The organism is Agrobacterium sp. LAD9, assembly GCF_003031125.1.
In the GTDB taxonomy this organism is placed as follows: domain Bacteria; phylum Pseudomonadota; class Alphaproteobacteria; order Rhizobiales; family Rhizobiaceae; genus Agrobacterium; species Agrobacterium radiobacter.
Genome location: NZ_PHGS01000015.1, coordinates 118166 through 140813 on the forward strand (window position 1 = coordinate 118166; position 22648 = coordinate 140813).

Here is a 22648-nt window from a genome sequence, read left to right on the forward strand (position 1 = left end):
AGCATGTTGGGAGGAAGTGGCCGTGTCATCATGGTTTCCGGCGCATCGCGAGGCCTTGGCCTTGCGATCGCCAAGAGGCTTCACGAAGCCGGTTTCACCGTCGCGGCGGGAGCGCGAAATCCGGCCGCTGTTGCGGTAAAGGACCGGCTTTCGGCTGATCGATACGATGCGGAAGAGGCGGGCTCGGCCGAGGCCTGGGTTGAAGCCGTCGCAACAAGATATGGCCGGATCGACGGTCTGGTAAATTGCGCCGGCATCAACCCGAAGGTCCGGGTCATGGATGCGGGCGAAGAAAGCCTCGACCAGATGTGGCGCATCAACGTCAAGGGGCCCCTGAGGGTAACACGCGCCGCCATTCCCCATCTCGTCAAGTCCGGAAAGGGCAGGGTCATAAATGTCGCCTCGCTGGCGGGACGCCGCGTTGGCTCCAATGTCGGTTATGCAATGACGAAATTCGCCGTCGTCGCCCTCACCCACGGCATCCGCCAGGAATTATGGGACAGCGGCGTGCGCGCTACCGCCCTCTGCCCAGGTTACATCGCGACCGACATGACAGCAGGCGAAACGGAAGTCAGCCGCGAGGATATGACCCAGCCGGAGGATCTCGCTGAAATGGTGGAAACCCTGCTTTGCCTGCCGAACAACCTTTCGGTGGCCGAATTGCTGGTGAATTGCCGCAAGGAATCAATGCTTTAATCTTTTCTGCGCGCGGTACAGAATGACTGTGCCGCGCGTAGTTTAAAACCGGCCTGACCCTTTTATTTCAGGGTCTCCGCCAGTTGCAGCAATATCTCCTTGACGGCCAGCGCAGGCTCGGAGAGCGGCGTATTGTCCGATACGCAGAAGGACAGCGTTTCCTCGATCATCGGGCTGGCGATCTGCCTGACGACGATTTCCTCATTGGATTCCGCCACGATACGGTCGGCGATGGCCTTGGGCGTTATGGTCGCGCCAAGCCCGGCATCCACGCCGCGCGCGATGGTTCTTACCGATTCCAGCTCCGCCATGACGATCAGATCCTTGCGGCTGCGGGTGAAAGCGAGATTGATGGCACGGCGTACGAAATTATAGGTCGGCGGCAGAAGGAAGGGCAGAAACGCCAGATCCGCCACCGTGATCGGCGCGTCGCCCGGTTCCACGCCGAAGCTGCGATGCACGACCAGCACGAATTCCTCACGCAACAGCGGCGTGAACTTGACGCCCCTGATCGGCCCGGTGCCGTGAATCAAGCCCATTTCCAGACGACCATTCATGATCATCTGGCTATAGGGCTGGCTGACGCTTTCCGTGATGTGCAGCAGAATGCCGGGATGAAGCCGCTTGGTTTCTTCCATCAGACGCAGCGAGAGCGTCGCGGCGCTGCTGAAAGGCGCAAGCCCCACCGATACCTTGCCGGAAAGCACCGCGCCCGCTTCCAGAGCCTCCGCCTGCGCCTGCTCCATCTGTCGCAGAATGACCTGCGCATGCCTGTAGACGACCTTGCCGGCATCGGTCATGACCACGCCCTGCTGGCTTCGGGTCAGCAGTTTCTGGCGGAAATGCTCCTCGATACTCGCCAGTTGCTGGCTAAGCGCCGGCTGGGCAATATGCAGCACATCGGCCGCCCTGGTTATGCTACCCATGTCGACAATCGTGATAAACGATTTCAGGCGCCTGATATCCATCTGCTGTTGATCATCCCATTACTGCTTGCAGGAATAAGATGCTCAATTTGCAGACAAAGTCCATCTTCCATTTCCCCGCCGGCCCCAACAGCGCCGATGGCGAAGGCGTCCAATCAGGCCGCCCTGAGAGAACCCCGATGGACACCCGTTCCCTGACCGAGTTCGAACTGGCCGAGCAGCCGGTTCAGCGCATCGACCTCCGTTGCAAGCGTGTGGCTAGCGGCAGTCATCTCCTCGACCATTGCCGCATTTTTCTGCGTGTCCTGATCCATCTGGTTGACGGCAACGTTGATCTGCTGGAGGCCGGACGACTGTTCCTGCGCGGATTCCACGATCGCGGCGACGTGCTGGTTGATCTCCTGCACTTCGGCAACGATGACATCGAGCGCCTTGCCGGTGTCGCCGACAAGATTCACGCCCTCTTCGACCTGCTGGTTCGACTTTGTGATCAGTGACTTGATTTCCTTCGCCGCGGCGGCGGAGCGTTGGGCAAGCTCACGCACTTCCTGCGCCACCACGGCAAAACCCTTGCCCGCCTCTCCGGCACGCGCCGCTTCCACCCCGGCATTCAACGCCAGCAAATTCGTCTGGAAGGCGATCTCGTCGATCACGCCTATGATGCTGGAAATCTCGTTTGACGATTTCTCTATCCGCTCCATCGCCAGCACGGCCTGCCGTACGACCTCACCCGACCGTTCCGCGCCGATGCGCGTGCGGGAAACGAGCCGGCCCGCCTCATGTGCACGGTTCGCGGCGTCCTTTACCGTGATCGTGATCTCCTCAAGGGCGGCAGCGGTTTCTTCAACGGCCGCCGCCTGCTGCTCCGTTCGCCGCGCCAGATCATCGGACGCCGCCTTGATTTCATTGGCGCCGGCATCGATGCCAGAGGCATTTTCCGATACCCGCAGAAGCGCGTCCTGCAATTTCCCGGCCGAGCCGTTGAAGTCGCTCCGCACCGCATCGAGCTGCTCGACAAAGGGATCGTCTATTCGACAGGACACATCGCCGTCGGCGAGCTTTGCCAGCGCATAGGCCAGGCTGTCGACGGCAAAGCGGATGCTGCTCGCCTCATCGGCGGCCCTGCGTTCCCGGACCGTGCGCTCTTCTTCGCCAAGCGCGCGGTTGCTCTCCGCCTGCTGTTCCAGCGAGGCCTTTTGTCGATTGTTTTCGCGCAGAACGTCAAGCGAGCGGGCAAGATCGCCGATCTCGTCCCTTGTCTCGATATCCTTCAGTGTCAGCTGAAGATTTCCCTGCGCAATCTGGGCGGTCTCATCGATGATGTTGGCGATGCGCCCGATGAACCGCCGCGCGATGAACCATCCCGCCAGCGCCAGCAGCACGGTGGCCGTCACGATCGTCACAGCGGCGTCACGCATCATGGCATGCAGCTGCGCAAGCACTGTTTCTTCCGGCACCGAGATGATTGCGTACCATTTCATGTCCTGGGTAAGCATGACGGGCAAGGCGATGGCGAAGGACTTCGTTCCGTCCTGTGTGGTAATCTCCCGCTCCGCACCGGGATTTGCAATCAGCTGATCCCAGCCAGCGGTCTGCGCACCGCCATCCGCAAGGCTTTTTCCCATGATCGCCGCATCCGGGTGGCTGATGATCTTGCCGCCGCCGCTGACGAGACTGACGAAACCCGTTCCCATGGGCCGCACGGTCGAAAGCGCCTTGCCTGTTTCATCAAGCGACAGGTCGAGGCCAGCAACGCCCAGAGGTTTGCCATCGACCATAACCGGCTTGGCGATCGAGGTGATCAGAACCTCCTTGCCGTCGATTGCATAAGAATAGGGTTCGATGACGACCGTTTTCTTCAGGGTAAAGGGCCATTGATAATAATCGCCCGGGCCTGCGGTGGCATAGTCGGTCAAAGCGGTATTGCTTATTTTGCCGCCGCTGCGCACCCAATAGGGTATGTACCGGCCTGTCGCGTCATGGCCTTCCCTGTTAGCGAAATCCGCGTCCTTACCGTCAAACGCATTGGGCTCCCATCCGGTCCAGAGGCCAAGGATATCGGGGTTATTGACCAGCATCTGGTGAATGATCTGATCGGCCTTGCCCCGGTCGGCATCACCTGACTGTTTCATCGATTCCAGAACCGAGGCGAGGCTGTTGACGATGTGAATGGTACCGCCGATATTCTTTTCGGTCACTAGCGCTTCGGCATGGGCGATCTGCCGCATACGCTCGAGATTGTTGGCCCTGGTATCCTCCATGGACCGATAAAACAGCACGGCCGAAGCCGCGATCGTCGCAAAGACACCACATGCGGCAACCGCAAAAATATTCCGGCCCGTTGTCGATTTAAAAAGCATGTCCCATCCCTCAAAACTATGCTGCGACGGTAGCGGGAGTTACGGGTGCGTGCGCAACTGTTGGCGACCGGGCTGGAGAGTGAGCTTAAGAAGTTAAGCTTAAGATTTACTTTCAATTCTATTTTTCATGCGCAATTAAAAAACATCAATACTTTATAAAGTTGCAATACTGAAGTATATACAAACTATTACGCGATATTTTATCCCCTGCACAGATACTTCTCTGCGCAGGGGCTCTGCTTGATGCAGCGCGGGATTGCGCTCTGCCGAAGCCGGAGACTATTGCGGTAACCTCAAGGCGCTCCAGAAGCCACGCAACTGTGCGGTCAATTCTGCATAGAGACGATAGCGCCGCCCATAGTGCGAGACTTGCGCAGCATCCGGCTGATAAGCATTCGCAACCCGTGTCATCGCCGCAACCGCCTCCTCATAATCAGGATAAAGCCTAATCGCCACGGCCGCGCCAATGGCCGCGCCGAGTGCGCCCGTCTCGCGCGCCTCCGCGACACGCAGCGGAATTTCCAGAACATCAGCCATGATCTGCGGCCAATGCTGGCTGCGGGAACCGCCGCCGGACATCACGGCGGTTTCCACCGGCAATCCCGCTTCGCGCAGGACACTGATATGGCGGCGATGTTCGAAACACACGCCTTCGAACAGGGCACGCAACATATGGCCCTCACCATGCCATCCGGCGAGGCCATAAAAGCCGCCCCGAAATTCCGCACCCAGCCTCGATCCGAAAATGAACGGATGGAAGAACGGATCGTCAGCGCGCGGCGTGACGGAGCCGACCAGTTCGTTGCAGCGCTCGAAGGCATGGTCGCCATGGTCGCCGCGAACACGATGCACGTACCATTCGAGATTGGCGGCGGAAGTGGCGCTGGATTCGATATTGACATAGCGGTCACGGCCAAAGGTCGTGACCATAAAGACATCGGGGCTGATGACCGGCTTGTCTGCGAAAACCTGATTGATGCTCCAGGTGCCAGCGATGATGGAAGCTTCCCCGGCATTGATGACGCCCGACCCCATGGCGCTGGAGACCACATCGAAGAAGCCGCCGATGACGGGTGTGCCTTCGGAAAGCCCCGTCATAGCCGCGGCCTCGCCCGTCACATGGCCGACGATGTCGGCCGATTCCACGAGACGGGGGAAAAACGCGAACGCGTCCTCAAGATCGTAAAGTGACAGAAGCTCGCGGTCGAGCCGCGCTTCCGGCAAGGCCAGCAGCCCCGCGCCGCTGAGGTCGGAAATATCATTGGCAAGGCAACCCGTCAGGCGGAAATTGACGAAATCCTTGCAGAACAGGACCGTGCCGATCTGCCCGTATAGATTGGGCGCATGCCGTTTGACCCAGGCAAGCAGGCTGGGTGTTTGCGCAGGCCATGGCCGCTGCAGGCAACGAGCCTGCAACTGCGCTCCGCTTTTCCGGTCAAGCTCGGCCGCCACATCGGCGGCGCGGCTGTCGAGCGACTGGATGCCGATCAGGGGCTGCTGGTTCTTGTCCAGGAGGTAAAGACCATTGCCGTGGCCGGCGCAGCCCACCGCCAGGATGCTGGAGGGATCGACAGAGGATTTTACCAGAAGCTGGCGGATCGCCTCGCAGCCGTTCCGCCATAATTCCTCGAGATCGCGCTCGACATAGCCGGGCTGGGGGAACGTCGAATGTCCATCGATGGCGTGTTGCGCGATCTGCCGGCCCGCCGTGTCGAACAGCACGGCCTTGATGACCGTGTTGCCGACATCGAGACCCAATATGTAATTTTTGTCAGCCACGATTATAGATATCCCATGCTTCCTCACCACCTGCACCCTGATGGATGATGGCCATCAACGCCGCAACGACGGCCTTGGGATTGTCGTGCTGATAGATATTGCGCCCATAGACCATGCCGTTCGCGCCTTCGGCCACCAGAGTCGCCGATTTTGCCAGTACATTGCGCAAGTCCTCACGCCCCCCGCCCCGCACCAGCACCGGGCACCGCGCGGCTTCGATCACCTTGTGAAAATCGCGCGGATCGCTGGTCGGATCGGCCTTGATGATATCGGCTCCCATTTCCGAGGCAAGACGCACCAGCGTGACGATCTTTTCCGCATCGCCATCCACCTGATAACCGCCCCTGATATCATTGGGCAGCATCACCAGCGGCTCGATCATCAGCGGCATGCCGAAACGATGGCAATCTGCCCGCACGCGGCTGATGTTTTCGACGCACTGACGAAACAGGTCCGGCTCGTCCGGCAGCATGAACAGGTTCACGACGACGCAGGCGGCATCCATTTCCAGCGCACCGATGATCGGATCATGATGGTTCTGTAGCTGCGACCACATCGTTCTGTGGCGCGTGGAATTATAGGGATTGCCCATGTCGATACGCATGACGAGGGCCGGCTTGTCGCGCTCCGACCGCTGCTGCAGCAGATCGGCCTGCCCATAGGCCATCTGGATAGCATCGGGACCGGCCTCGACCAGCCTGCCCACGGTCTGCGCCATATCCTCCAGCCCGACAAGGAAGCTCGGCTCGTTGCAAACCCCGTGATCGATGGCCACATCGAGGCAGCCGCCATTGCGAAACAGCCGGTTCATGCGCGCCTTTTTCGAAATCCGCATCATCATGCATTCTCCTTGCATCTGTGTTGAAGCATTGCCGGCGTGACGCCGTAAAAAGTCTCCAGCTCATGGGTAAGCCGCTGCCGTTCCGCTGCCGCCTGGGTGGTCGGCCAGCCCAGCTCGCGTGCCGCGACGTTCAAGATCGCGTCGATCAGTTCGGCATCGACGACGCCGGTGATGGCGAGCGTCGTACGCCGCAACACGAGATCGGTCAGGTGTCGCACGTGTTCACAGCGGATCAGCCAGATCACCTCCGCGGCCGTTATCGGCGATTTTTCTGAAAGCGGTGCATCATCTGCGCGGTCCCGGCAAAAGCCCATCAGATCGAAGGCGCGGGAGCCGTAAGCCAGAGCCAGATGCTCCGCCCGGTCTCCGGCGATCGAGAACTCCTCCGACAGCAAGGCCGGTAGGCTGCCTGCGCCGGTGGGAAAATTCCTGCCGCCGCCGATCGGGCGATCCATGGTGCCGGTCAGTCGTCTGCGTCCAAGAAAGGCCAGAACCTCGTCGGTCACCTGCTCACCAAAGGCTCTGAAGGTGGTCCACTTGCCGCCGATCATGCAGAGCTGTGGCGGATCGCCCGCAACGCGGTGGATGAAATGGCTGCGGGATATTTTTCCGGTAAAGGCGGCATCGCTGCGCGGCAGCGGGCGTATGCCGCTGAAACTGAAGACGATGTCGGAATGGTCGATGTCAATCTGCGGAAAGACCTGCCGGATCGCGTCCAGAATATAGTCCCGCTCCTCGGGCTCGCAGCGCACCCGTTCGGGACGATCCACCTTGATGTCGGTCGAGCCAGCGAGAACCCGGCCGAGATAGGGAAAGAGGATACAAACGCGATTATCGGCATTCTCGAAAAAGATCATATGGCCGTTCAGGGCGTTGAGAAGCGCGTCGTTGGCGATGATCAGATGTGATCCCTTGGTTCCGGAGACGGTCGGTTTTGCTTTCTCCGCCACTGGCCCGGCGGTCAGCGTGCCAATCGTCTCGTCGATCCATGCGCCGGTCGCATTGACGATGATCCTTGGGCGGATGGGTAGGGTTTCATCCGCGCCCTCCACCCGAAGACGGTACTCATCGTCAAGACGGACAAGTTCGGCATAGTTGAGCGCAATGCTTTGCGGCGCATCGGTACGGGTGTCGATCAGAAGCTCCAGCGCAAGCCGTTCGGGCTGGCTTATCCACGCATCGTAGTAAGTGGCGGAGTATCTGATTTCCGGCGTCAGATCCGGCCAATGCTGCAAAGTCCCGGGGGCGCCTCGAAACGCGTGACGGGGCAGAATACGGTTTTTTCGGGTGACAAAATCATAGAGCATGAGACCCGCCTTGATGGCGAGAGCGCCCCGGCTTGCGGGTTTTCCGCCTGAGCCGGCAAAGGTTGCTGCCGCGTTGAAAAGGCCGCTGAAAGTCGAGAAAATCGGGATCGTGGTCGGCAGCGGACGAACCATATGCGGGGCGAGTCTCAGAAGTGCGTCCCGCTCCCGCAAAGACTCTGCCACGAGGCTGAATTCACCATTTTCGAGATAACGCAGGCCGCCATGGATCATGCGCGAGGGTGCGGCGCTGCAGCCTGAGGAGAAATCGTTGCGCTCGACCAGCAGCACCCGCAGCCCCTGCAAGGCGAGATCGCGATAGGCGGCAATTCCGTTGATGCCGCCGCCGATAACGACGGCATCAAAATCACCATCGTGCCGGATGCGGCGCAGAGCGTCCTCGCGAAAACTGGGCATAGAAATACCGTTCGCTGGCTGATGACCAGCGTCCCAATGTTGTTGACCGTTTAAAGCGACGTGAGAGACGGGACGAAAATGATGCGCTGTTCGCCTGAAGTCCCGTCTCAGCTTACATAATCAGGTATCGAGCCCCACAAGATGCTCCGCGACGCCGGCGCTGATGAGCGCCAGTTCACTCTCCGTGAGGCGAAGACGCGCCGCGGCGGCGTTTTCAACCGCCTGAGCCGGATCACGCGCGCCACACAGCGAAAATGTTATGCCGGGCTGCGCAATCGTCCAGGCAATCACCACCTGCGCGACCGAAGCCTCATGGGTGGCCGCCACCGGTTCCAGCACCCCCATCAACCGCGCGATTTTCTGGCGGTTCGCCTGGCTGAAGCGCGGATTTCCGTGACGCTGGTCGTCTTCCGCAAAAACCCGCTCCGGCCCGACCTTGCCCGAGAGGAGACCGAGCGCCAAGGACGAATAGCTGAGAACCGAGACGGCGTTCTCCAGGCAAAGCGGCAGCAGCGTCGTCTCGATACCGCGCTTCACCATGGAATATTCTTCCTGAATGGCATCCAGCGCGCCGGTTGCGATATAGGCTTCGAGATCGTCCTGCGAGACGTTGCTTGCCCCGATGGAACGGATCTTTCCCTCCTCCTTCAGCCGCACCAAAGCCCCGACCGTCTCGGCAATCGGTGTCGTGGCGTCCTGCCAATGGGTGACGTAATGGTCGATATAGTCGGTTCCGAGCCGTTTCAGGCTCTCTTCGACCTCGTGCCTTATGGATGCTGCACCGAGATAACGGTGAACCGGCTTGCCATCCTGATGGAAGAAATAAGAGCCCTCATTCACATGCCAGACAAGCCCGCATTTGGTGACCAGCACAACCTTGTCGCGCCTGCCGGCAATTGCCTTGCCAACGATGGTTTCTGCAAGCCCCATGCCATAGGCCGGCGCGGTGTCGATGAGGGAAATGCCCGCATCGATGGAGGCCTGGATAGCGGCGATGGACTGCCGTTCGTCGGTGCCGCCCCACATCCAGCCGCCGATGGCCCAGGTGCCAAGCCCCACGGCGGATGCGCTGATGGCGCTGCCGCCGATCGTCCGGGTCAATATTGAATTGTCCGTCACGAGGTTTCCCCTTCTTCATGATCCAGTAAATAGCCGGCTATCGCCTCGTCGACGACGAGCGAGGTCAGATAGCGGCCGGCAAGCGTGGCAGCCACCGGGCCGGCCTTGATTGCGCCCGCCGCCACGCCGATGATATTCGGACACCGGGCAAGCTGCCCGGGGTCCAGCGCCACGACGCGCGAGTTGAGATCGATCCGCGCCAGCTGACCGTCCGCCATGGTGAGGTGGGCGAGAAACTCCCCGGCGATGCCCGCATCCACCAGCGCCTGCCCGCCGCGGGCGGCATCCGGCAGAAGATCGTAATAACCGGAACCCGGCGCTTCCACCGACCCGATGCCGACCAGCGCCACCTGCGCCTGACGCGCCAGATCGAAGACCTCGCGGATCGATGCGACATTCATCAGCAGATCGCGCTGCTCCTCATCCTCGGCAAACAGCGGCGCATGCACGAGCGAGGCGCTGCCGCCGAGCTTCTCCGCCAGCTGCGTGGCGAGATGATTGACATCCGTATAGTGCTTGCCCTGCACGCCGCCCGTCAAAGGCACCACCCGCACATCGAAACGACGCTCCGCCTGCAGATTGTCGACAACCGCGCTCACCGCCTTGCCGCCCGTAATCGCGATCACGTCACCGTCACGGATCGTCTCCAGCAAGTGGTTGGCGGCCACCCGACCCACCATCTGCAAGGCGGTTTCCGGATTATCGGATACCGTCGGTGTGACCACAGACTGCCTGAGGCCGAAACGACGGGTGATCTCGCTTTCGAGATCCACCAACCGCTGATAGGGGCTGGCAATGGTGATTTTCACCATGCCCGCCTTGCGGCCGGCCGCAATCATGCGGTTCACCTTGGTATGGGAAAGATTGAGCCGCTCGGCGATCTCCGACTGCTTCACCCCCTCGATGAAATGCAGCACCAGGACGGAATACATCTGTCTCTGTTGATCGAAATCGTCCTTGATATCCAGCATGATCGTCTTTCTCCAGTTACCCATGGGCGTTCAATGGGCGCTCAGCGGCGACGCCTGACCAGATAGTGGTCGAACAGAACCGCAGTCAGCAATATGCTTCCCCTGATGATGTCCTGCCAGTAGACAGACACATTGAGCAAGGCAAGCGAACTGGAAACGACCGAGAGAAGGATCGCCCCAAGGATTGCACCGAGAATGGTGCCCGAGCCGCCCGAAAGGCTCGCGCCGCCGATAACCGCCGCCGCAATAACGTTGAGTTCCATGCCGACGCCGAAGCTCGGCTGGGCAGAACCGAAGCGGGCCATATAGATAACGCCTGCAACACCGCACAGCATCGAACAAAGCGTGGTGGTGGCAAACACGACCCGGCCGACGCGGATGCCGGAATAGGCTGCGGCCTTGGGATTGCTGCCGGTATAGAACACCTTGCGGAAGGCGGTCGTGCGCCGCAGCAGCAGATCGAAAGAGACGACCACCACCGCAAATATGATCAGCACCAGCGGAATGCCGCCAATCACACCCTGGCCGATGAACTTGAATTCGGGCGGCAGGGAATAGAGCCCGAGCGGCCGCCCGCCCGTTGCCAGCAGGCAAACACCGCGCGCAATCACCATGACGCCCAGCGATACGATGAAATGATGCAGGCCGATGACCGTGGTCAGGAATCCCATGGCCATGCCGACCAATGTCGTCAGGCAGATCGCCAGCCCCGCCGCCACCCAGGGATCGACACCGTTAAGGAACAGCCAGCCGGCCGCTACCATCGCCAGTGCGGTGACGGAGCCGACCGAAAGATCGATGCCGCCCGAGATCAACAGGATCGTCATGCCAACCACGACGATGCTTTCAATGGCGAAGACCATGGCCATGGCCCGCAGATTGTCCACGGTCAGGAAATAGGGAGATATGAAGGACATCACTGCAAAAAGCGCAAGGATGATGACGATCAGCCCGGTTTCCCGCGCCTTGAGCGCCGGCTCCCACCAGGCGGTGCGGCGAACCGCCGTTTCGGCAAGGCTTGAAGGTGTTTCCGATGTTGCCATTTTCCCGCTCCCTCAGGCCCTTTCCGGGCTATGCACAATATTGATCGATGCAAGCTGCATGATCTTTTCCTCCGTCATGTCTTCGCCCTCGACCTCACCCGTGATCCGTCCCTCGCGCACCACCAGCACGCGATCGCTGACGCCGATAAGTTCCGGCAGTTCCGAAGAAATGACGACCACGCCGACCCCCTCACGCGCCAGTTCCCGGATCTGGCGGTGGATTTCCGCCTTCGCGCCCACATCCACCCCGCGTGTCGGCTCATCCAGAAAGATGACCTCCGGCTCTACCGACAGCATCTTCGCCAGCGCTACCTTCTGCTGGTTGCCGCCGCTCAAGGTCGACACCGCATCGCCAACACTGTTCGCCCGCAATTTCAGCCGACGTCCCAGCTCATCGGCCCGCTTCATCTCCTTGCGCCGTTCGATGAAGCCCATGCCGTTCGATACCCTGCCGATATCGAGCGCGGAGACATTCGAGGCGATGGACATATTGAGGAACAGCCCGTCCCCCTTGCGGTCCTCGGACAGATAGACCAGCCCCTCGCGGATGCTGTCACGGTAGTCTTTCAGCCTCAGCGGCCGGCCGCGCAGCGTTACCTCGCCTCTCGGCTTCCCCTCCAGCCGGCAGACCGCCCGGGCGATCTCGCTTCTTCCCGCACCGATCAGCCCTGCCAATCCCAGGATTTCGCCCCGACGCAGATCGAAATTGACATCGAAAACGCGCTTTCCTTCATTCAAGCCCCGAACCGAAAGAATGACGTCATCGGACTTCTCGTCGTCCGAAAGCTTTGGCGGGTAGAGCTTGTCGAGCACCCGTCCGACCATGCTGTTGACGACCTCCTCGGGCGAAATGTCGGCAATATTCTCCGTCCTGATATGGCAGCCGTCGCGCATGACGGTGATGCGGTCGCAATGGTCGAAAATCTCCGCCATGCGATGCGAGATATAGATGATGGCAATGCCCCGTTCCGCTAGCCGGTGCATGATCCTGAATAGCGTCTGGGCTTCGGTCTCGGTCAAAGCCGCCGTCGGTTCGTCAAGGATCAGGATGCGGCAATCCAGCGTCAGCGCCTTGGCGATCTCAACGATCTGCTGTTGCGAAATCGAAAGGTCGCCGGCGCGGCGGGTGGGATCGATATCGCCGATTTCCCGTAGCACGATTGCCGCCTGCCTTTCGAGGTCGCGATAGTTCATGAACCAGGAACGGCTTTGGCCGGTCTGCGACATGAACATGTTTTCGGCGACCGAAATCTCCGGACAGAGCGCGATCTCCTGATGCACGAAGCCGATGCCAAGCCGGTTCGCCGCATTGGGCGAGGATATCTTGACCGGTTTGCCATCCAGCAGAATTTCCCCACCATCCGGCTGCAGAATGCCGTCGATGATATGCATCAGCGTCGATTTGCCGGCGCCGTTTTCACCCGCCAGTGCGTGGATTTCGCCACGCCGCAGCTCAAATGCCGCATTGCGCAGCGCCCGCACGGGGCCGAACGCCTTTTGAATATTCGTCATGCTGAGGATGACCTCACCCATAACGCCCTCCCGAACCTGCTTCCCTTATGGCCGGCGAGGCACAAACCTCGCCGGGTCCAGAGCGACGCGTCAGCGCCCCTTCATATAGTCGTTGAGATCGAAGGAAGCGGCGTTCGCCTTGGTGATGACGGCGAAACCATTGTCCATCGAAGGAACCTGCATCGGGTTGAAGCCGGAAACCTTGTAGTCGTTGAACGGGTCGATCAGGTCCGAATGGGCGCCGAGAAAGGTATTCATGAAACCCATGAAACCCTGAACGCCCTGATTGGGATTGATGGACATGTAGATATTGCCCTGCTTGATATGTTCCAGCGTTGCAGGCGTGATATCCGCATGCAGGATCAGGACCTTCTTTTTTGCCTCGAGAACAGCGGTGGTCGCGCCTTCAGCCGAACCGGCCTCGGGTATCCATAATGCGCCGAGATTTGGATTGGCCTGCAGCAGGGCGCCAACTGCCTGATAGGCGACATTCGCATCCTGGTTGGTCGCCTGGCGGCCGACCAGCTTCATTCCCGGATAGGTGCGCCCCATATAGTCGATGAGGGCGGTGACGCGCAGATCGTGATTGCTCTGTCCCGGATTTTCCAGAACGGCATATTCGCCTTTTTCACCAAGCTTCTTGACGATTTCGTCAGCCGCGAATTTCGCCTCGGCGACATTATCAGAGGTGATGTAGGCAGTGCGCTTCGACTTCGGAGAATCCGCCGCAAAAGTCGTCACCGAAACGCCGGAGCCAATCGCCTTGTTGATGGGTTCGATAAATGGATCGGCCTGCATCGGGTGCAGCAGGATGCCTTTCGGCTTCTTCACGAGTTCCTGCTCGAAGGACGCGATCTGCTTGGTGATGTCATATTCCGGCGTACCGGTAAAAACGGCCTCGCAGCCGAGCGCCTTTGCTGCCTGCTTGAAGCCCTCAAAGACCGGCACCCAATAGGGGTGGCTGGAAACCATGACGTTCATCACATAGGTCTCGCCCGGCTCGCAGGCGAATTTGTCCGCAGCGACGGCCTGAGAGCCGGCACCAGCGGAAATCGCCACGGCTATAACACCCGCGGCAGCGGTCGATTTCAGAAAAGCCAACATATTCCCCTCCCAAGGACAATGACTTAGTCCGCAATAAATTTTATCTGATGTAATTTATTGCACGTCACTTGAGATAGCCGGAAACCGAGGTCACGTCAACGTGGGTTGAATTTTATTTTGTAACTTGAAATTTATTGCAGAAGCGCGGCTACAGGCATCCAAAACCTTGTCGACAGCACCGCAAGAGAGCGCCGGTTCCGAGAGAGGGAGTAACATTCCCCTCTTATGTGTCCTCCACGAACCCAAAATGGAGGAGAGAGGCATCCGCCTTTGTCGTGTGGCGTGACGGAGTGGGAATACGCATCTGGCGAACTGGCTGGCCAAGGTGCAAGCAGGGGAATATCAGCAGCCGAGTACCAGTGGCTTCATCGACGCGACCCTGAAGATGGCCAACGGCCTGAGGGCGCGCCGCTAACAAAGCGGCACGCCAATATTACTCAATACGCTTTCAAGACCCTTGTATCCAAGATTTTGAATTGGCCATCAAATTCGACCTGATGGATGATTTTTTGTTCAAGAATATAGCGTGCAGATCGGGCCATATATTCCTCGGTGGGCTCCTGCTCTCCGAGATAAGCCGGCACATTGATGTGCGCGAACTTACCGAAAAGCATGCACGATATCTCGGAATCGCGCTTCTTGAAGAATTTGCACGCCCCGATCTTCTTCTGGCCGGAAAGAACCCTGGATATTCCTGACTTCTTATTGTGACGCTTCTGTTGCTCAAGCGTGATAATGTTGGCGATCCCTTTTGCAGTCAGGGAACTGTCGTGGAACATCACAACACAATCACGCTTCATATGCTCAAGAAGGTACACGAAATCCCGGAACACCGCCTCGTCAGTGTGTTCGGCATCGATAAACCCAAGATCAAATTTCGACTGAGACAACGGAAGATTTTCAACTGACCCATCGAAAGTCTCGAGCTTCGAAGTTGGTAGTCCGTTTTTCTGGAGATTTTCGATCATCGTTTGGCTGGTTATGCCGGCATAATCATACTTTGGCCCGCGCTCATCAGGCTGCTGGCGTTCACGGTCATCGACCGATAGAACTTTGTTGCAGTCTTTCGCAACCAGAAAAGGCGCAAGAGTGCCGCCCAAAAATGAGCCGAGCTCGATGTATGAGAATGCCCCAGTCTTTTCCGACATCAGGCTAATCACGTTCTTTAGGAATAGTTTGTCAGTATCAGATGTTTGCGAAGCGATGGGGAACAATTTCCCGATATCGCTCGTGTCGTGAATGTTGCGGTTCATTTTGGCCCCCGAAAGTAAATTTGCGCGACATTAGTGAGTGGCCGCTCCGAGCGCAACAAAAGAAACCCAAGGCTTGGAGGAGGAAGACACAAAGATCCAATGGGTAGATGCCGGCACGTTAAACCACGTCACCCATTTTTTGTCCGTGCTTCATCCTCGCGATCTGACAGAGCCACAGATTGACGCGATATTGCAAGAGGCAGTGAACCGCCTAGTCTTGCGACCGCATTGAGTTTGAAATTTCCGAGTGGTAGTTTCCCGACAAAGGGAGCCGTCATGAAATACGATTACTTTGATGCGGACTATTTTCAGAACGGCCAGACGAAGGGAACCGTTTACAACAATTACCTTGAGGTCGCGAGGTCCTCGGCAATTTATCGGGAAATTGCCAAGCTTATTTTTGATGTCTTCCGCCCCAAAAGGACACTAGAAATCGGCTGTGCCACAGGAATCATCGTCAAGCACCTCAACGACCTTGGCGTTGAAGCGCATGGTATCGATGTTTCTGAATGGGCGATCTCTAATCGGGAGCATGAGAACGTCGCATTAGCCGGTGCCGAGCAATTGCCGTACATTGATGGTCATTTCGACTTTGTGTATTCCGTTCATGCTCTGGAACATATCCCGACCGCGCTAAAGGGTTCCGCGTTCTCAGAGTTGAAGCGGGTTAGTGGAGCAGCAATCCATTTCCACATGCTGCCGATTGTAGGTGAAGGGCCGTATTCGGGACAGAAGGAAATCGTGGATGAAATCCTTCACCGAGATCCGACTCACAGTTTGCTTGAAAACATCGGCTGGTGGCGGAGGGAATTCAGGCAGATCGGGTTTAATCCTGTCACAGCATCTATCTCGTTTGCTCACGAAGGTGGGCCTGTTGACTTGGGAGTAAGCCAACTGTTCGTGTCGAATTATGAGGTTGGTTTAGACCTACATGATCGTCTCAGGGTTTGGAATGCGGACGTTGTAAATCAGTTGAGGTCAAATTATCTCGCCGCCAAAAGAGGCTTGCATCTGCCGGCGGGCGCGCTTTCGAATGAACACGCTTTGACTGCAACGGGCGAATGGGACGATGTCGTTTTTGAACCCACGTTGCTCAATATAAATCAGCGCTCGGTGATGTCAGCAAAAGTTTCCGTGTCAGGAGACAAAGGGTGTTCATTACGCTTCTGTTTTGTCACTGAGGATGGCGCAGAAGCTGATCTCTGGCGCGATTTCCCTGTTGGAACGAGCGTGTTCTCATTTCAAGTATCTGACTTCTTCCCACGAATAGGCTCCGTAGATCGATCACCAGTTCGGAGAATCCACTTCGGCGGCGTTGCCAGCGGTGACACGACGGTTTCGCTGTCGGTGACCGAGCATGGCAACTTGGTATTCACCAGTTAGTCGGTCCGACGACCAAGACATGAAAAAATGAAACGGTCGCCTCTGGGTGGCCTTTTTGGGGGCCGTCCACCGGCATCCACTACCCACAATCAGGACACCCGGTATATCCATAAACTCGCGGCATGTTATTTCGCGTGCGTCCTCCAAAGTGGTGCGTCTATCTCGCTCGCGATCCGACGGAGCCATATTGCTCACCCTCCTTAGGACGCTGGCACGTACTTCATAGGGGCGGAGTTTTGCTGAACCTTGGGGCTATTATGTAAAAAGGCCCTGCAATCTCTCGCAAGGCCTTTTTGTCAAAGGAATTCGGATGGTGGGCGTGACAGGGATTGAACCTGTGACCCCTACGATGTCAACGTAGTGCTCTCCCGCTGAGCTACACGCCCTCCGTGGCGGCGGATAGACCACAAAACCGGTTGATGCGTCAACTGCTTTTTTTCGGTTTTGTGAAGGTTTTTTGAGAGGCCTTACGCCACAAGGAGTTTGTTGACCTCATCCACCAGATCGCGCAGATGGAACGGCTTGGAAAGCACCTTGGCGTCCTTCGGAGCCTTCGAATCGGCGTTCAGTGCAACGGCTGCAAAGCCGGTGATGAACATGACTTTGAGGTCCGGGTCGAGTTCGGTCGCGCGCCGTGCAAGCTCGATGCCGTCCATTTCGGGCATGACGATATCGGTCAGCAGGAGCGAAAAGGGCTCTTCGCGAAGCCGGTCATAGGCGCTGGCGCCGTTGTCGAAGGAAGAAACCTTGTAACCGGCTTTTTCCAGCGCCTTGACGAGAAAGCGGCGCATATCGTTGTCGTCTTCAGCGAGAAGAATTTTCTGATTCATCATAAGTGACCGTAACTACTCAATGTTTGAAATACCCTAGCCCGATTATAGGATTTTCACGGTAAATATCGTGTGAACACGTGAATCGGTATAGCGCTGCTTAGGCGATAGTATGGACTTGCCGCACCGTAACTGGCAACATGAACATCCCGATTGTTTGCGACATGGTAAATGGCACTGAATGGACTGGGTAACGGGTGAATATGAGCTTTTTGAGGTAACGGAACCTGCCGTTCAAACCCTGCCATTTGTCTATAATTCCCCCCATAGCGGCCGCTGCTACCCCATTTCCTTCCTGGAATCGGCACGGCTCGATTCGCACGAGATCCGCCGCTCCGAAGATCACTTCGTCGACGAGCTGTTCGCGGCAGCACCGGAGATCGGCGCACCGCTTCTGAAGGCGAATTTCCCGCGCGCCTATCTGGACGTCAATCGCGAACCCTACGAACTCGATCCTCGCATGTTCGAAGGCACGTTGCCGCCTTATGCCAATATCGGCTCCATGCGGGTCGCCGGCGGTCTGGGAACGGTGCCGCGCATCGTCGCCGAGAATATGGATATCTACGCCCACCGCCTGCCGGTCGACGAGGCGCTTTTGCGGATCGAGACGATCTACAAGCCCTACCATGCCTGCCTGCGCCGCCTGCTGTCACGCACCCACGCCAATTTCGGAATGGCGGTGCTGATCGATTGCCATTCCATGCCGGGCAATATCCGTGTCGCCGGTTCAAATCTCAGGCCGGATGTGATCATCGGCGATCGCTACGGCACCAGCGCATCCCAGGAAGTCTCCCGCGCCGCCCTGCATTTTCTCGAGGAACTGGGTTTTGTCGCGGTCTGTAACAAACCCTATGCCGGCGGCTTCATCACCGAACATTATGGCCGGCCGATCCGCTCGCTGCATGCGCTGCAGATAGAGGTCAATCGCGCACTTTATGTCGATGAAAAGACGCTTCTTAAAAAAGCCGATTTTCCGGCCATTCAGGCATCGCTTGAAATCTTCATGCGCCAGCTCGGCGTCTTCGTTTCCGAATACGCAATCGAAACGTCGCTCGCTGCCGAGTAGCAGCTCGAATCACCCACAAATTCAATCTTTATCCCGGATCACCTGGCGGCTTGCCGGGCAAAAAAAACCGCGCCTTGGCGCGGTCAAGTCTAGGGAGGAAACACCCAAGGAGGGTATTTACAGTCAAAGACTGCAGGGTCACGCTACGCAGTATCTGCACAATTGTCAATCATTTTATTTTATGCATATTTTTTAGGCTTCTGCTGAAAATATGGAAACACCGGTCCCGTCATCCGTATCAGTGGACGACGGATGTGATTCCGGTCTATGCATTGCGCCACAGAATTCAGACCCAATATTCAGGCGATGAGGTTTCGCATGCTGCCCGACCGGGATTTCTTCTTCAAACTTGCCGATGCCGCCAGCGCCGAGACGCTTCCCCGCTTCCGCACGGGCATTGCCGTCACCAATAAGCAGGATGGTGGCTACGACCCGGTGACGGAAGGCGATCAGGCAGCGGAAACCGCCATTCGCACCCTGATTGAAGCACATTTTCCGCAGCATGGTATTCTCGGCGAAGAACACGGCAATGTCGGTCTCGACCGCGACCATATCTGGGTCATCGACCCGATCGACGGCACCCGCGCCTTCATTTCGGGCGTGCCTGTGTGGGGCACGCTGATCGGCTTCCAGTCGGCCGGCCGCGCCACGATGGGCATCATGGACCAGCCCTTCACCAAGGAGCGTTATTTCGCCGATGGCGAAGCGGCGTGGTATTTCGGGCCGGATGGCGAGCGGAAGATCCGCACGCGCAATTGCGCTTCGCTATCGGACGCCGTTTTGTTCACCACGACTCCCCACATCTTCACTGCGGAAGAAAAGCCCCTTTACGAAGAAGTGCAGGATCAGGTCCGCCTTTTCCGCTACGGCGTGGATTGTTACGCCTATTGCCTGCTTGCGGCCGGCCATGTCGATCTGGTGATCGAATCCGGCCTGAAGCCCTATGATGTCGGCGCGTTGATCCCCGTCATCGAACAGGCCGGCGGCATCATGACCACCTGGGATGGCGGGCGCCCGGAAAATGGTGGTCGCATTCTCGCAGCCGGCTCAAAAGCGGTGCACGAACAGGCGCTCGCCATTCTGTCCAAACTCTAGGCAGCCCGCTTGGGCGGCCATCACTCCGGCGCGAAAAACGCGTCGATGGCCGCCAGCGCCTGTTTGCGGAAAACATCGCGCTCATGCAGCAATTCGTGGCGCGCGCCGGTTATCGGAAGAAGCTGCGCCGCCCGGAAATTGCGTGAGAGTTCTTCCTGCGCCTTATAGGGCGTGATCGTGTCCAGCATCGGCGCCAGAATAAGCGTCGGTACGGTAATGTTCGTCAGGTGATCCTGGCGGATCACGCGGCCCATGGTCTTCAGCGCTTCATAGACCCAGCGCGCCGTCGGCGCGCCGATGAACAATTCCGAAAACTGCCGGTGCAGGGTCAGATTTCTGGCAAAACGCCTGGCGTCCGAGGTCAGCGGATTGCCGTCGAAATCCCGCTCGCGCTGGTCTCTTCCGAGCTGAACCCTGCCGAGACCGACAAGACTCAAGACCGTAGCAACAATCCGGATCACGGGTGAGGGAACCGATTGCTGGCTATCCAGCTCGATGAAGGGCGAACAAAGGGCCAGACGGTCAATGCGGTTCGACAGGCCGGGAGCAGCTGCAAGTGCTGCAAGCGCGCCGGTGGAATGCGCGATCATGAAGAATGGCAGCCGCGTATCCGGCAGCACCACCTGCTCGAGAAAAAGGCTGATGTCATGCTGGTAGTCGGAGAACCGCCGCACATGCCCGGCACCAGGCTTCTTCAGCAACCTCTCGGAACCGCCCTGCCCGCGTGTATCAAAGGTCGCAACCCAGAAACCCATGGCGGTAAGATCGCCAACCGTTTCGAAATATTTCTCGATACATTCATTCCTGCCATGCAGCAGAACCACGGTTCCGCGGGCAATATGGCGGCTGGTGCGGAAGATCGCATATCGAAGCTGTTTGCCGCCATGGCCGGTAAAATATCCGACGGTATGGTTGCCGGGAACCGGGTTGTCTTCACTGGCGCGCAATGTGGCTTCGATCATCGGTCTTTTCCGGCTTTTGTGCCTTTTCGGGATAGGTCGGCGGCGCGGGAAGGTCAAAGAAAAAATTGCCGGAACCGTCGGTTAAAGCAGTCGCGGTTCCGGCGAATAAGACAGAAGAAGAAGGGACGTTATTGCTTCTGTCCACGGAGAATGTCTCCGATGACCGATGTTTTATGGCTCTCAAACTGAACGATGCCGGAACCTGACGTTCAGCCATGGTTCATGTTGCTTTCACCTTTTCACGCCCCTTGACGCGGCGGCAAGCCATTCCCATCTCATTCATGCGGTCGCCAGAACGGGACCGCGCCATATGTCCGGCCGTAGCCAGAACGGGACGCCGGACTTAACCGCAAACAGTCGCTTCTTAAGGAGGACACCATGCGTCACGTTGATTTTTCCCCCCTCTATCGTTCCACCGTCGGCTTCGACCGTCTTTTTTCGATGCTTGACGGCCTCGGCCAGCCCGAACAGGCCCAGTCCTATCCGCCCTACAATATCGAGCGGACCGGCGAAAACACCTATCGCATCACCATGGCCGTTGCCGGTTTCGATGAGAACGAACTCAGCATCGAATCCCGCGCCAATGCGCTGACGGTAAAGGCCGAGAAGGCCACGGACGAAAAAACGACCGAGGGAGAATTCCTGTATCGCGGCATCGCCACGCGCGCTTTCGAACGCCGCTTCCAGCTTGCCGACCACGTCGAAGTCCAGACCGCTTCCTTGAAGAACGGGCTGCTTCACATCGACCTCGTCCGCAATATTCCGGAAGCAATGAAGCCGCGCCGCATCGCGATCTCGTCCGACAGCGCCGATGCGCCGAAGACGATCGAAGCCCAGATTTCCCCGACTCAGGTCAACTAAGCTTTTCTGACATGCAAAAAGAACGGCCCCTTAGGGGGCCGTTTTTGTTTGCGGAAATCCTGTTAGCGAGCGGACGCCGCCGCACCCTCTGCGGCAGCCGTTTCCGCGATCGCTGCCTTTTCATGCGCCTTGCGGGCATAACGCTGGGCAAGAACCGCGCAGACCATCAGCTGTATCTGATGGAAGAGCATGATCGGCAGAACGATCGCGCCAATGCTCTGGCCGGCGAAAATCGCGCCCGCCATGGGAACACCACTTGCGAGGCTCTTCTTCGATCCGCAGAAGGTAATGGTGATTTCATCAGCCTTTTTGAAACCGAGCAGACGGCTGCCGAACATGGTTACGCACAGAACAAGCGCCAGAAGCACGATGTTGATGAGGATGACAACGCCGATATCCCTGAGCGAAAACGTGTGCCAGATGCCCTCGATGACAGCGTCGGAGAATGCGAGATAGACCACCATCAGGATCGAACCGCGATCGACCGGGGACAGCAGCTTCTTGCGCGCCCGGATCCAGTCGCCAATCCAGGGCTGCAGAGCCTGCCCGACGATGAACGGCAACAGAAGCTGCAGGAAGATTTGCAGGAACGCGTCCAGCGAAAAGCCGCCGCCATGGCCGCCCACCGTAAACAGCAGGCCAACCAGCAATGGCGTCAGGAACATGCCGAAGATATTCGAGGCCGAGGCCGAACAGATCGCCGCTGGCACGTTTCCGCCCGCCATGGAGGTGAAGGCGATGGAAGACTGCACGGTGGATGGCAGCACGCAGAGAAACAGCACACCCATATAAAGCGGTGCCGGCAGGATGCTTTCGGGAATGAAACCGATTGCCACGCCGAGAAGCGGGAAAAGGCCGAAGGTGACGAGCAGGATCGCCAGATGCAGGCGCCAGTGCAGGATGCCCGCAATCACCACATCCCGCGAAAGCCGCGCACCATGCAGAAAGAAGAGAAGCGCGATCGCCAGTTTCGTCGCAAGGCCGAAATACTCCGCCGGCTCGCCGCTAATCGGCAAGATGGAGGCCAAAATCACGGTGGCCACCAGCATCATGGTGAAACGATCGGGCAGGAAGCGGGTCATGGGAGGTCTTTCCGGCATCGGTTTTGCTTGAAACGGGCGTCACT

At 58.2% G+C, this 22648-nt stretch carries 20 protein-coding genes and 1 tRNA gene; 5 read left to right on the plus strand and 16 right to left on the minus strand.

Features of this window, described 5'->3' with window-relative positions:
• Positions 1-3: 3 nt before the first annotated feature.
• Entirely contained in the window at positions 4-696 is a 693-nt protein-coding gene (locus DA915_RS17040) for an SDR family NAD(P)-dependent oxidoreductase (protein WP_099086284.1), read from the plus strand.
• A gap of 62 nt (positions 697-758) precedes the next feature.
• Here the strand turns inward: DA915_RS17040 and DA915_RS17045 are convergent, their stop codons facing one another.
• The 11 genes from DA915_RS17045 to DA915_RS17095 form a co-directional block, all read right to left on the minus strand.
• Entirely contained in the window at positions 759-1664 is a 906-nt protein-coding gene (locus DA915_RS17045; protein WP_003505935.1) for a LysR substrate-binding domain-containing protein, read from the minus strand.
• A 113-nt stretch (positions 1665-1777) separates the two neighbouring features.
• Positions 1778-3982, minus strand: a complete 2205-nt coding sequence (locus DA915_RS17050; RefSeq protein WP_107676691.1) for a methyl-accepting chemotaxis protein — start codon at positions 3980-3982, stop codon at positions 1778-1780.
• Positions 3983-4261: 279 nt separating this feature from the next.
• Entirely contained in the window at positions 4262-5761 is a 1500-nt protein-coding gene (locus tag DA915_RS17055) for an FGGY-family carbohydrate kinase (RefSeq protein WP_192886585.1), read from the minus strand.
• Positions 5754-6596 carry a class I fructose-bisphosphate aldolase gene (locus DA915_RS17060; protein WP_107676728.1) on the minus strand — a complete coding sequence of 281 codons (843 nt, stop codon included), beginning with the start codon at positions 6594-6596 and terminating at the stop codon, positions 5754-5756. Before DA915_RS17060 ends, DA915_RS17055 begins: the two co-directional genes overlap by 8 nt.
• Positions 6597-6598: 2 nt before the next feature.
• The gene (locus tag DA915_RS17065; protein WP_107676692.1) at positions 6599-8323 is read right to left on the minus strand and encodes a glycerol-3-phosphate dehydrogenase/oxidase; all 1725 of its coding nucleotides are present in this window, start codon (positions 8321-8323) and stop codon (positions 6599-6601) included.
• Between the two features lie 120 nt (positions 8324-8443).
• Positions 8444-9442 carry an aldo/keto reductase gene (locus DA915_RS17070; RefSeq protein WP_107676693.1) on the minus strand — a complete coding sequence of 333 codons (999 nt, stop codon included), beginning with the start codon at positions 9440-9442 and terminating at the stop codon, positions 8444-8446.
• Positions 9439-10413, minus strand: a complete 975-nt coding sequence (locus DA915_RS17075; protein ID WP_020009189.1) for a sugar-binding transcriptional regulator — start codon at positions 10411-10413, stop codon at positions 9439-9441. Before DA915_RS17075 ends, DA915_RS17070 begins: the two co-directional genes overlap by 4 nt.
• 41 nt (positions 10414-10454) lie before the next feature.
• A complete protein-coding gene (locus DA915_RS17080; RefSeq protein ID WP_003505919.1) occupies positions 10455-11456 on the minus strand; it encodes an ABC transporter permease in 1002 nt (333 codons plus the stop codon).
• A gap of 12 nt (positions 11457-11468) precedes the next feature.
• Positions 11469-12989 carry a sugar ABC transporter ATP-binding protein gene (locus DA915_RS17085; protein WP_087746183.1) on the minus strand — a complete coding sequence of 507 codons (1521 nt, stop codon included), beginning with the start codon at positions 12987-12989 and terminating at the stop codon, positions 11469-11471.
• Between the two features lie 69 nt (positions 12990-13058).
• Positions 13059-14072, minus strand: a complete 1014-nt coding sequence (locus tag DA915_RS17090; RefSeq protein WP_107676694.1) for a substrate-binding domain-containing protein — start codon at positions 14070-14072, stop codon at positions 13059-13061.
• A 437-nt stretch (positions 14073-14509) separates the two neighbouring features.
• Entirely contained in the window at positions 14510-15325 is an 816-nt protein-coding gene (locus tag DA915_RS17095) for a class I SAM-dependent methyltransferase (protein ID WP_107676695.1), read from the minus strand.
• 276 nt (positions 15326-15601) lie between these two features.
• Between DA915_RS17095 and DA915_RS17100 the strand changes: the two genes are divergently transcribed.
• On the plus strand, positions 15602-16708 hold the full coding sequence (locus DA915_RS17100; RefSeq protein WP_107676696.1) for a class I SAM-dependent methyltransferase: 1107 nt from the start codon (positions 15602-15604) through the stop codon (positions 16706-16708).
• 311 nt (positions 16709-17019) lie between these two features.
• Here the strand turns inward: DA915_RS17100 and DA915_RS17105 are convergent.
• Both DA915_RS17105 and cpdR read right to left on the minus strand, forming a co-directional pair.
• Positions 17020-17094, minus strand: a tRNA-Val gene (locus tag DA915_RS17105).
• A gap of 81 nt (positions 17095-17175) precedes the next feature.
• The gene (gene cpdR, locus DA915_RS17110; RefSeq protein ID WP_003497910.1) at positions 17176-17538 is read right to left on the minus strand and encodes a cell cycle two-component system response regulator CpdR; all 363 of its coding nucleotides are present in this window, start codon (positions 17536-17538) and stop codon (positions 17176-17178) included.
• A gap of 181 nt (positions 17539-17719) precedes the next feature.
• Between cpdR and DA915_RS17115 the strand changes: the two genes are divergently transcribed.
• Positions 17720-18604, plus strand: coding sequence for an N-formylglutamate amidohydrolase (locus DA915_RS17115; protein ID WP_107676697.1), 885 nt, complete (start codon positions 17720-17722; stop codon positions 18602-18604).
• Positions 18605-18922: 318 nt separating this feature from the next.
• Positions 18923-19699: a histidinol-phosphatase gene (gene hisN / locus DA915_RS17120; protein ID WP_020810332.1), complete on the plus strand. Its 777-nt coding sequence runs from the start codon at positions 18923-18925 to the stop codon at positions 19697-19699.
• 20 nt (positions 19700-19719) lie between these two features.
• Here the strand turns inward: hisN and DA915_RS17125 are convergent, their stop codons facing one another.
• Positions 19720-20661: an alpha/beta fold hydrolase gene (locus DA915_RS17125; protein ID WP_107676698.1), complete on the minus strand. Its 942-nt coding sequence runs from the start codon at positions 20659-20661 to the stop codon at positions 19720-19722.
• Positions 20633-20878 carry a hypothetical protein gene (locus tag DA915_RS17130; RefSeq protein ID WP_020810333.1) on the minus strand — a complete coding sequence of 82 codons (246 nt, stop codon included), beginning with the start codon at positions 20876-20878 and terminating at the stop codon, positions 20633-20635. The genes DA915_RS17125 and DA915_RS17130 overlap by 29 nt, the downstream gene beginning before the upstream one ends.
• Before the next feature lie 161 nt (positions 20879-21039).
• Between DA915_RS17130 and hspL the strand changes: the two genes are divergently transcribed.
• On the plus strand, positions 21040-21522 hold the full coding sequence (gene hspL / locus DA915_RS17135) for a heat shock protein HspL (protein ID WP_107676699.1): 483 nt from the start codon (positions 21040-21042) through the stop codon (positions 21520-21522).
• A gap of 62 nt (positions 21523-21584) precedes the next feature.
• Here the strand turns inward: hspL and DA915_RS17140 are convergent, their stop codons facing one another.
• Positions 21585-22604, minus strand: coding sequence for a bile acid:sodium symporter family protein (locus tag DA915_RS17140; protein ID WP_107676700.1), 1020 nt, complete (start codon positions 22602-22604; stop codon positions 21585-21587).
• Between the last annotated feature and the right edge of the window lie 44 nt (positions 22605-22648).

What these genes read in the sequence shown, in the direction of transcription:
- DA915_RS17040 (WP_099086284.1), top strand. Translation starts at nt 4, where the DNA reads ATGTTGGGAGGAAGTGGCCGTGTCATCATGGTTTCCGGCGCATCGCGA.
- DA915_RS17045 (WP_003505935.1), bottom strand. Translation starts at nt 1,664, where the DNA reads ATGGATATCAGGCGCCTGAAATCGTTTATCACGATTGTCGACATGGGT.
- DA915_RS17050 (WP_107676691.1), bottom strand. Translation starts at nt 3,982, where the DNA reads ATGCTTTTTAAATCGACAACGGGCCGGAATATTTTTGCGGTTGCCGCA.
- DA915_RS17060 (WP_107676728.1), bottom strand. Translation starts at nt 6,596, where the DNA reads ATGCGGATTTCGAAAAAGGCGCGCATGAACCGGCTGTTTCGCAATGGC.
- DA915_RS17065 (WP_107676692.1), bottom strand. Translation starts at nt 8,323, where the DNA reads ATGCCCAGTTTTCGCGAGGACGCTCTGCGCCGCATCCGGCACGATGGT.
- DA915_RS17075 (WP_020009189.1), bottom strand. Translation starts at nt 10,413, where the DNA reads ATGCTGGATATCAAGGACGATTTCGATCAACAGAGACAGATGTATTCC.
- DA915_RS17080 (WP_003505919.1), bottom strand. Translation starts at nt 11,456, where the DNA reads ATGGCAACATCGGAAACACCTTCAAGCCTTGCCGAAACGGCGGTTCGC.
- DA915_RS17085 (WP_087746183.1), bottom strand. Translation starts at nt 12,989, where the DNA reads ATGGGTGAGGTCATCCTCAGCATGACGAATATTCAAAAGGCGTTCGGC.
- DA915_RS17090 (WP_107676694.1), bottom strand. Translation starts at nt 14,072, where the DNA reads ATGTTGGCTTTTCTGAAATCGACCGCTGCCGCGGGTGTTATAGCCGTG.
- DA915_RS17095 (WP_107676695.1), bottom strand. Translation starts at nt 15,325, where the DNA reads ATGAACCGCAACATTCACGACACGAGCGATATCGGGAAATTGTTCCCC.
- DA915_RS17100 (WP_107676696.1), top strand. Translation starts at nt 15,602, where the DNA reads ATGAAATACGATTACTTTGATGCGGACTATTTTCAGAACGGCCAGACG.
- cpdR (WP_003497910.1), bottom strand. Translation starts at nt 17,538, where the DNA reads ATGAATCAGAAAATTCTTCTCGCTGAAGACGACAACGATATGCGCCGC.
- DA915_RS17115 (WP_107676697.1), top strand. Translation starts at nt 17,720, where the DNA reads ATGGACTGGGTAACGGGTGAATATGAGCTTTTTGAGGTAACGGAACCT.
- hisN (WP_020810332.1), top strand. Translation starts at nt 18,923, where the DNA reads ATGCTGCCCGACCGGGATTTCTTCTTCAAACTTGCCGATGCCGCCAGC.
- DA915_RS17125 (WP_107676698.1), bottom strand. Translation starts at nt 20,661, where the DNA reads ATGATCGAAGCCACATTGCGCGCCAGTGAAGACAACCCGGTTCCCGGC.
- DA915_RS17130 (WP_020810333.1), bottom strand. Translation starts at nt 20,878, where the DNA reads ATGGCTGAACGTCAGGTTCCGGCATCGTTCAGTTTGAGAGCCATAAAA.
- hspL (WP_107676699.1), top strand. Translation starts at nt 21,040, where the DNA reads ATGCGTCACGTTGATTTTTCCCCCCTCTATCGTTCCACCGTCGGCTTC.
- DA915_RS17140 (WP_107676700.1), bottom strand. Translation starts at nt 22,604, where the DNA reads ATGACCCGCTTCCTGCCCGATCGTTTCACCATGATGCTGGTGGCCACC.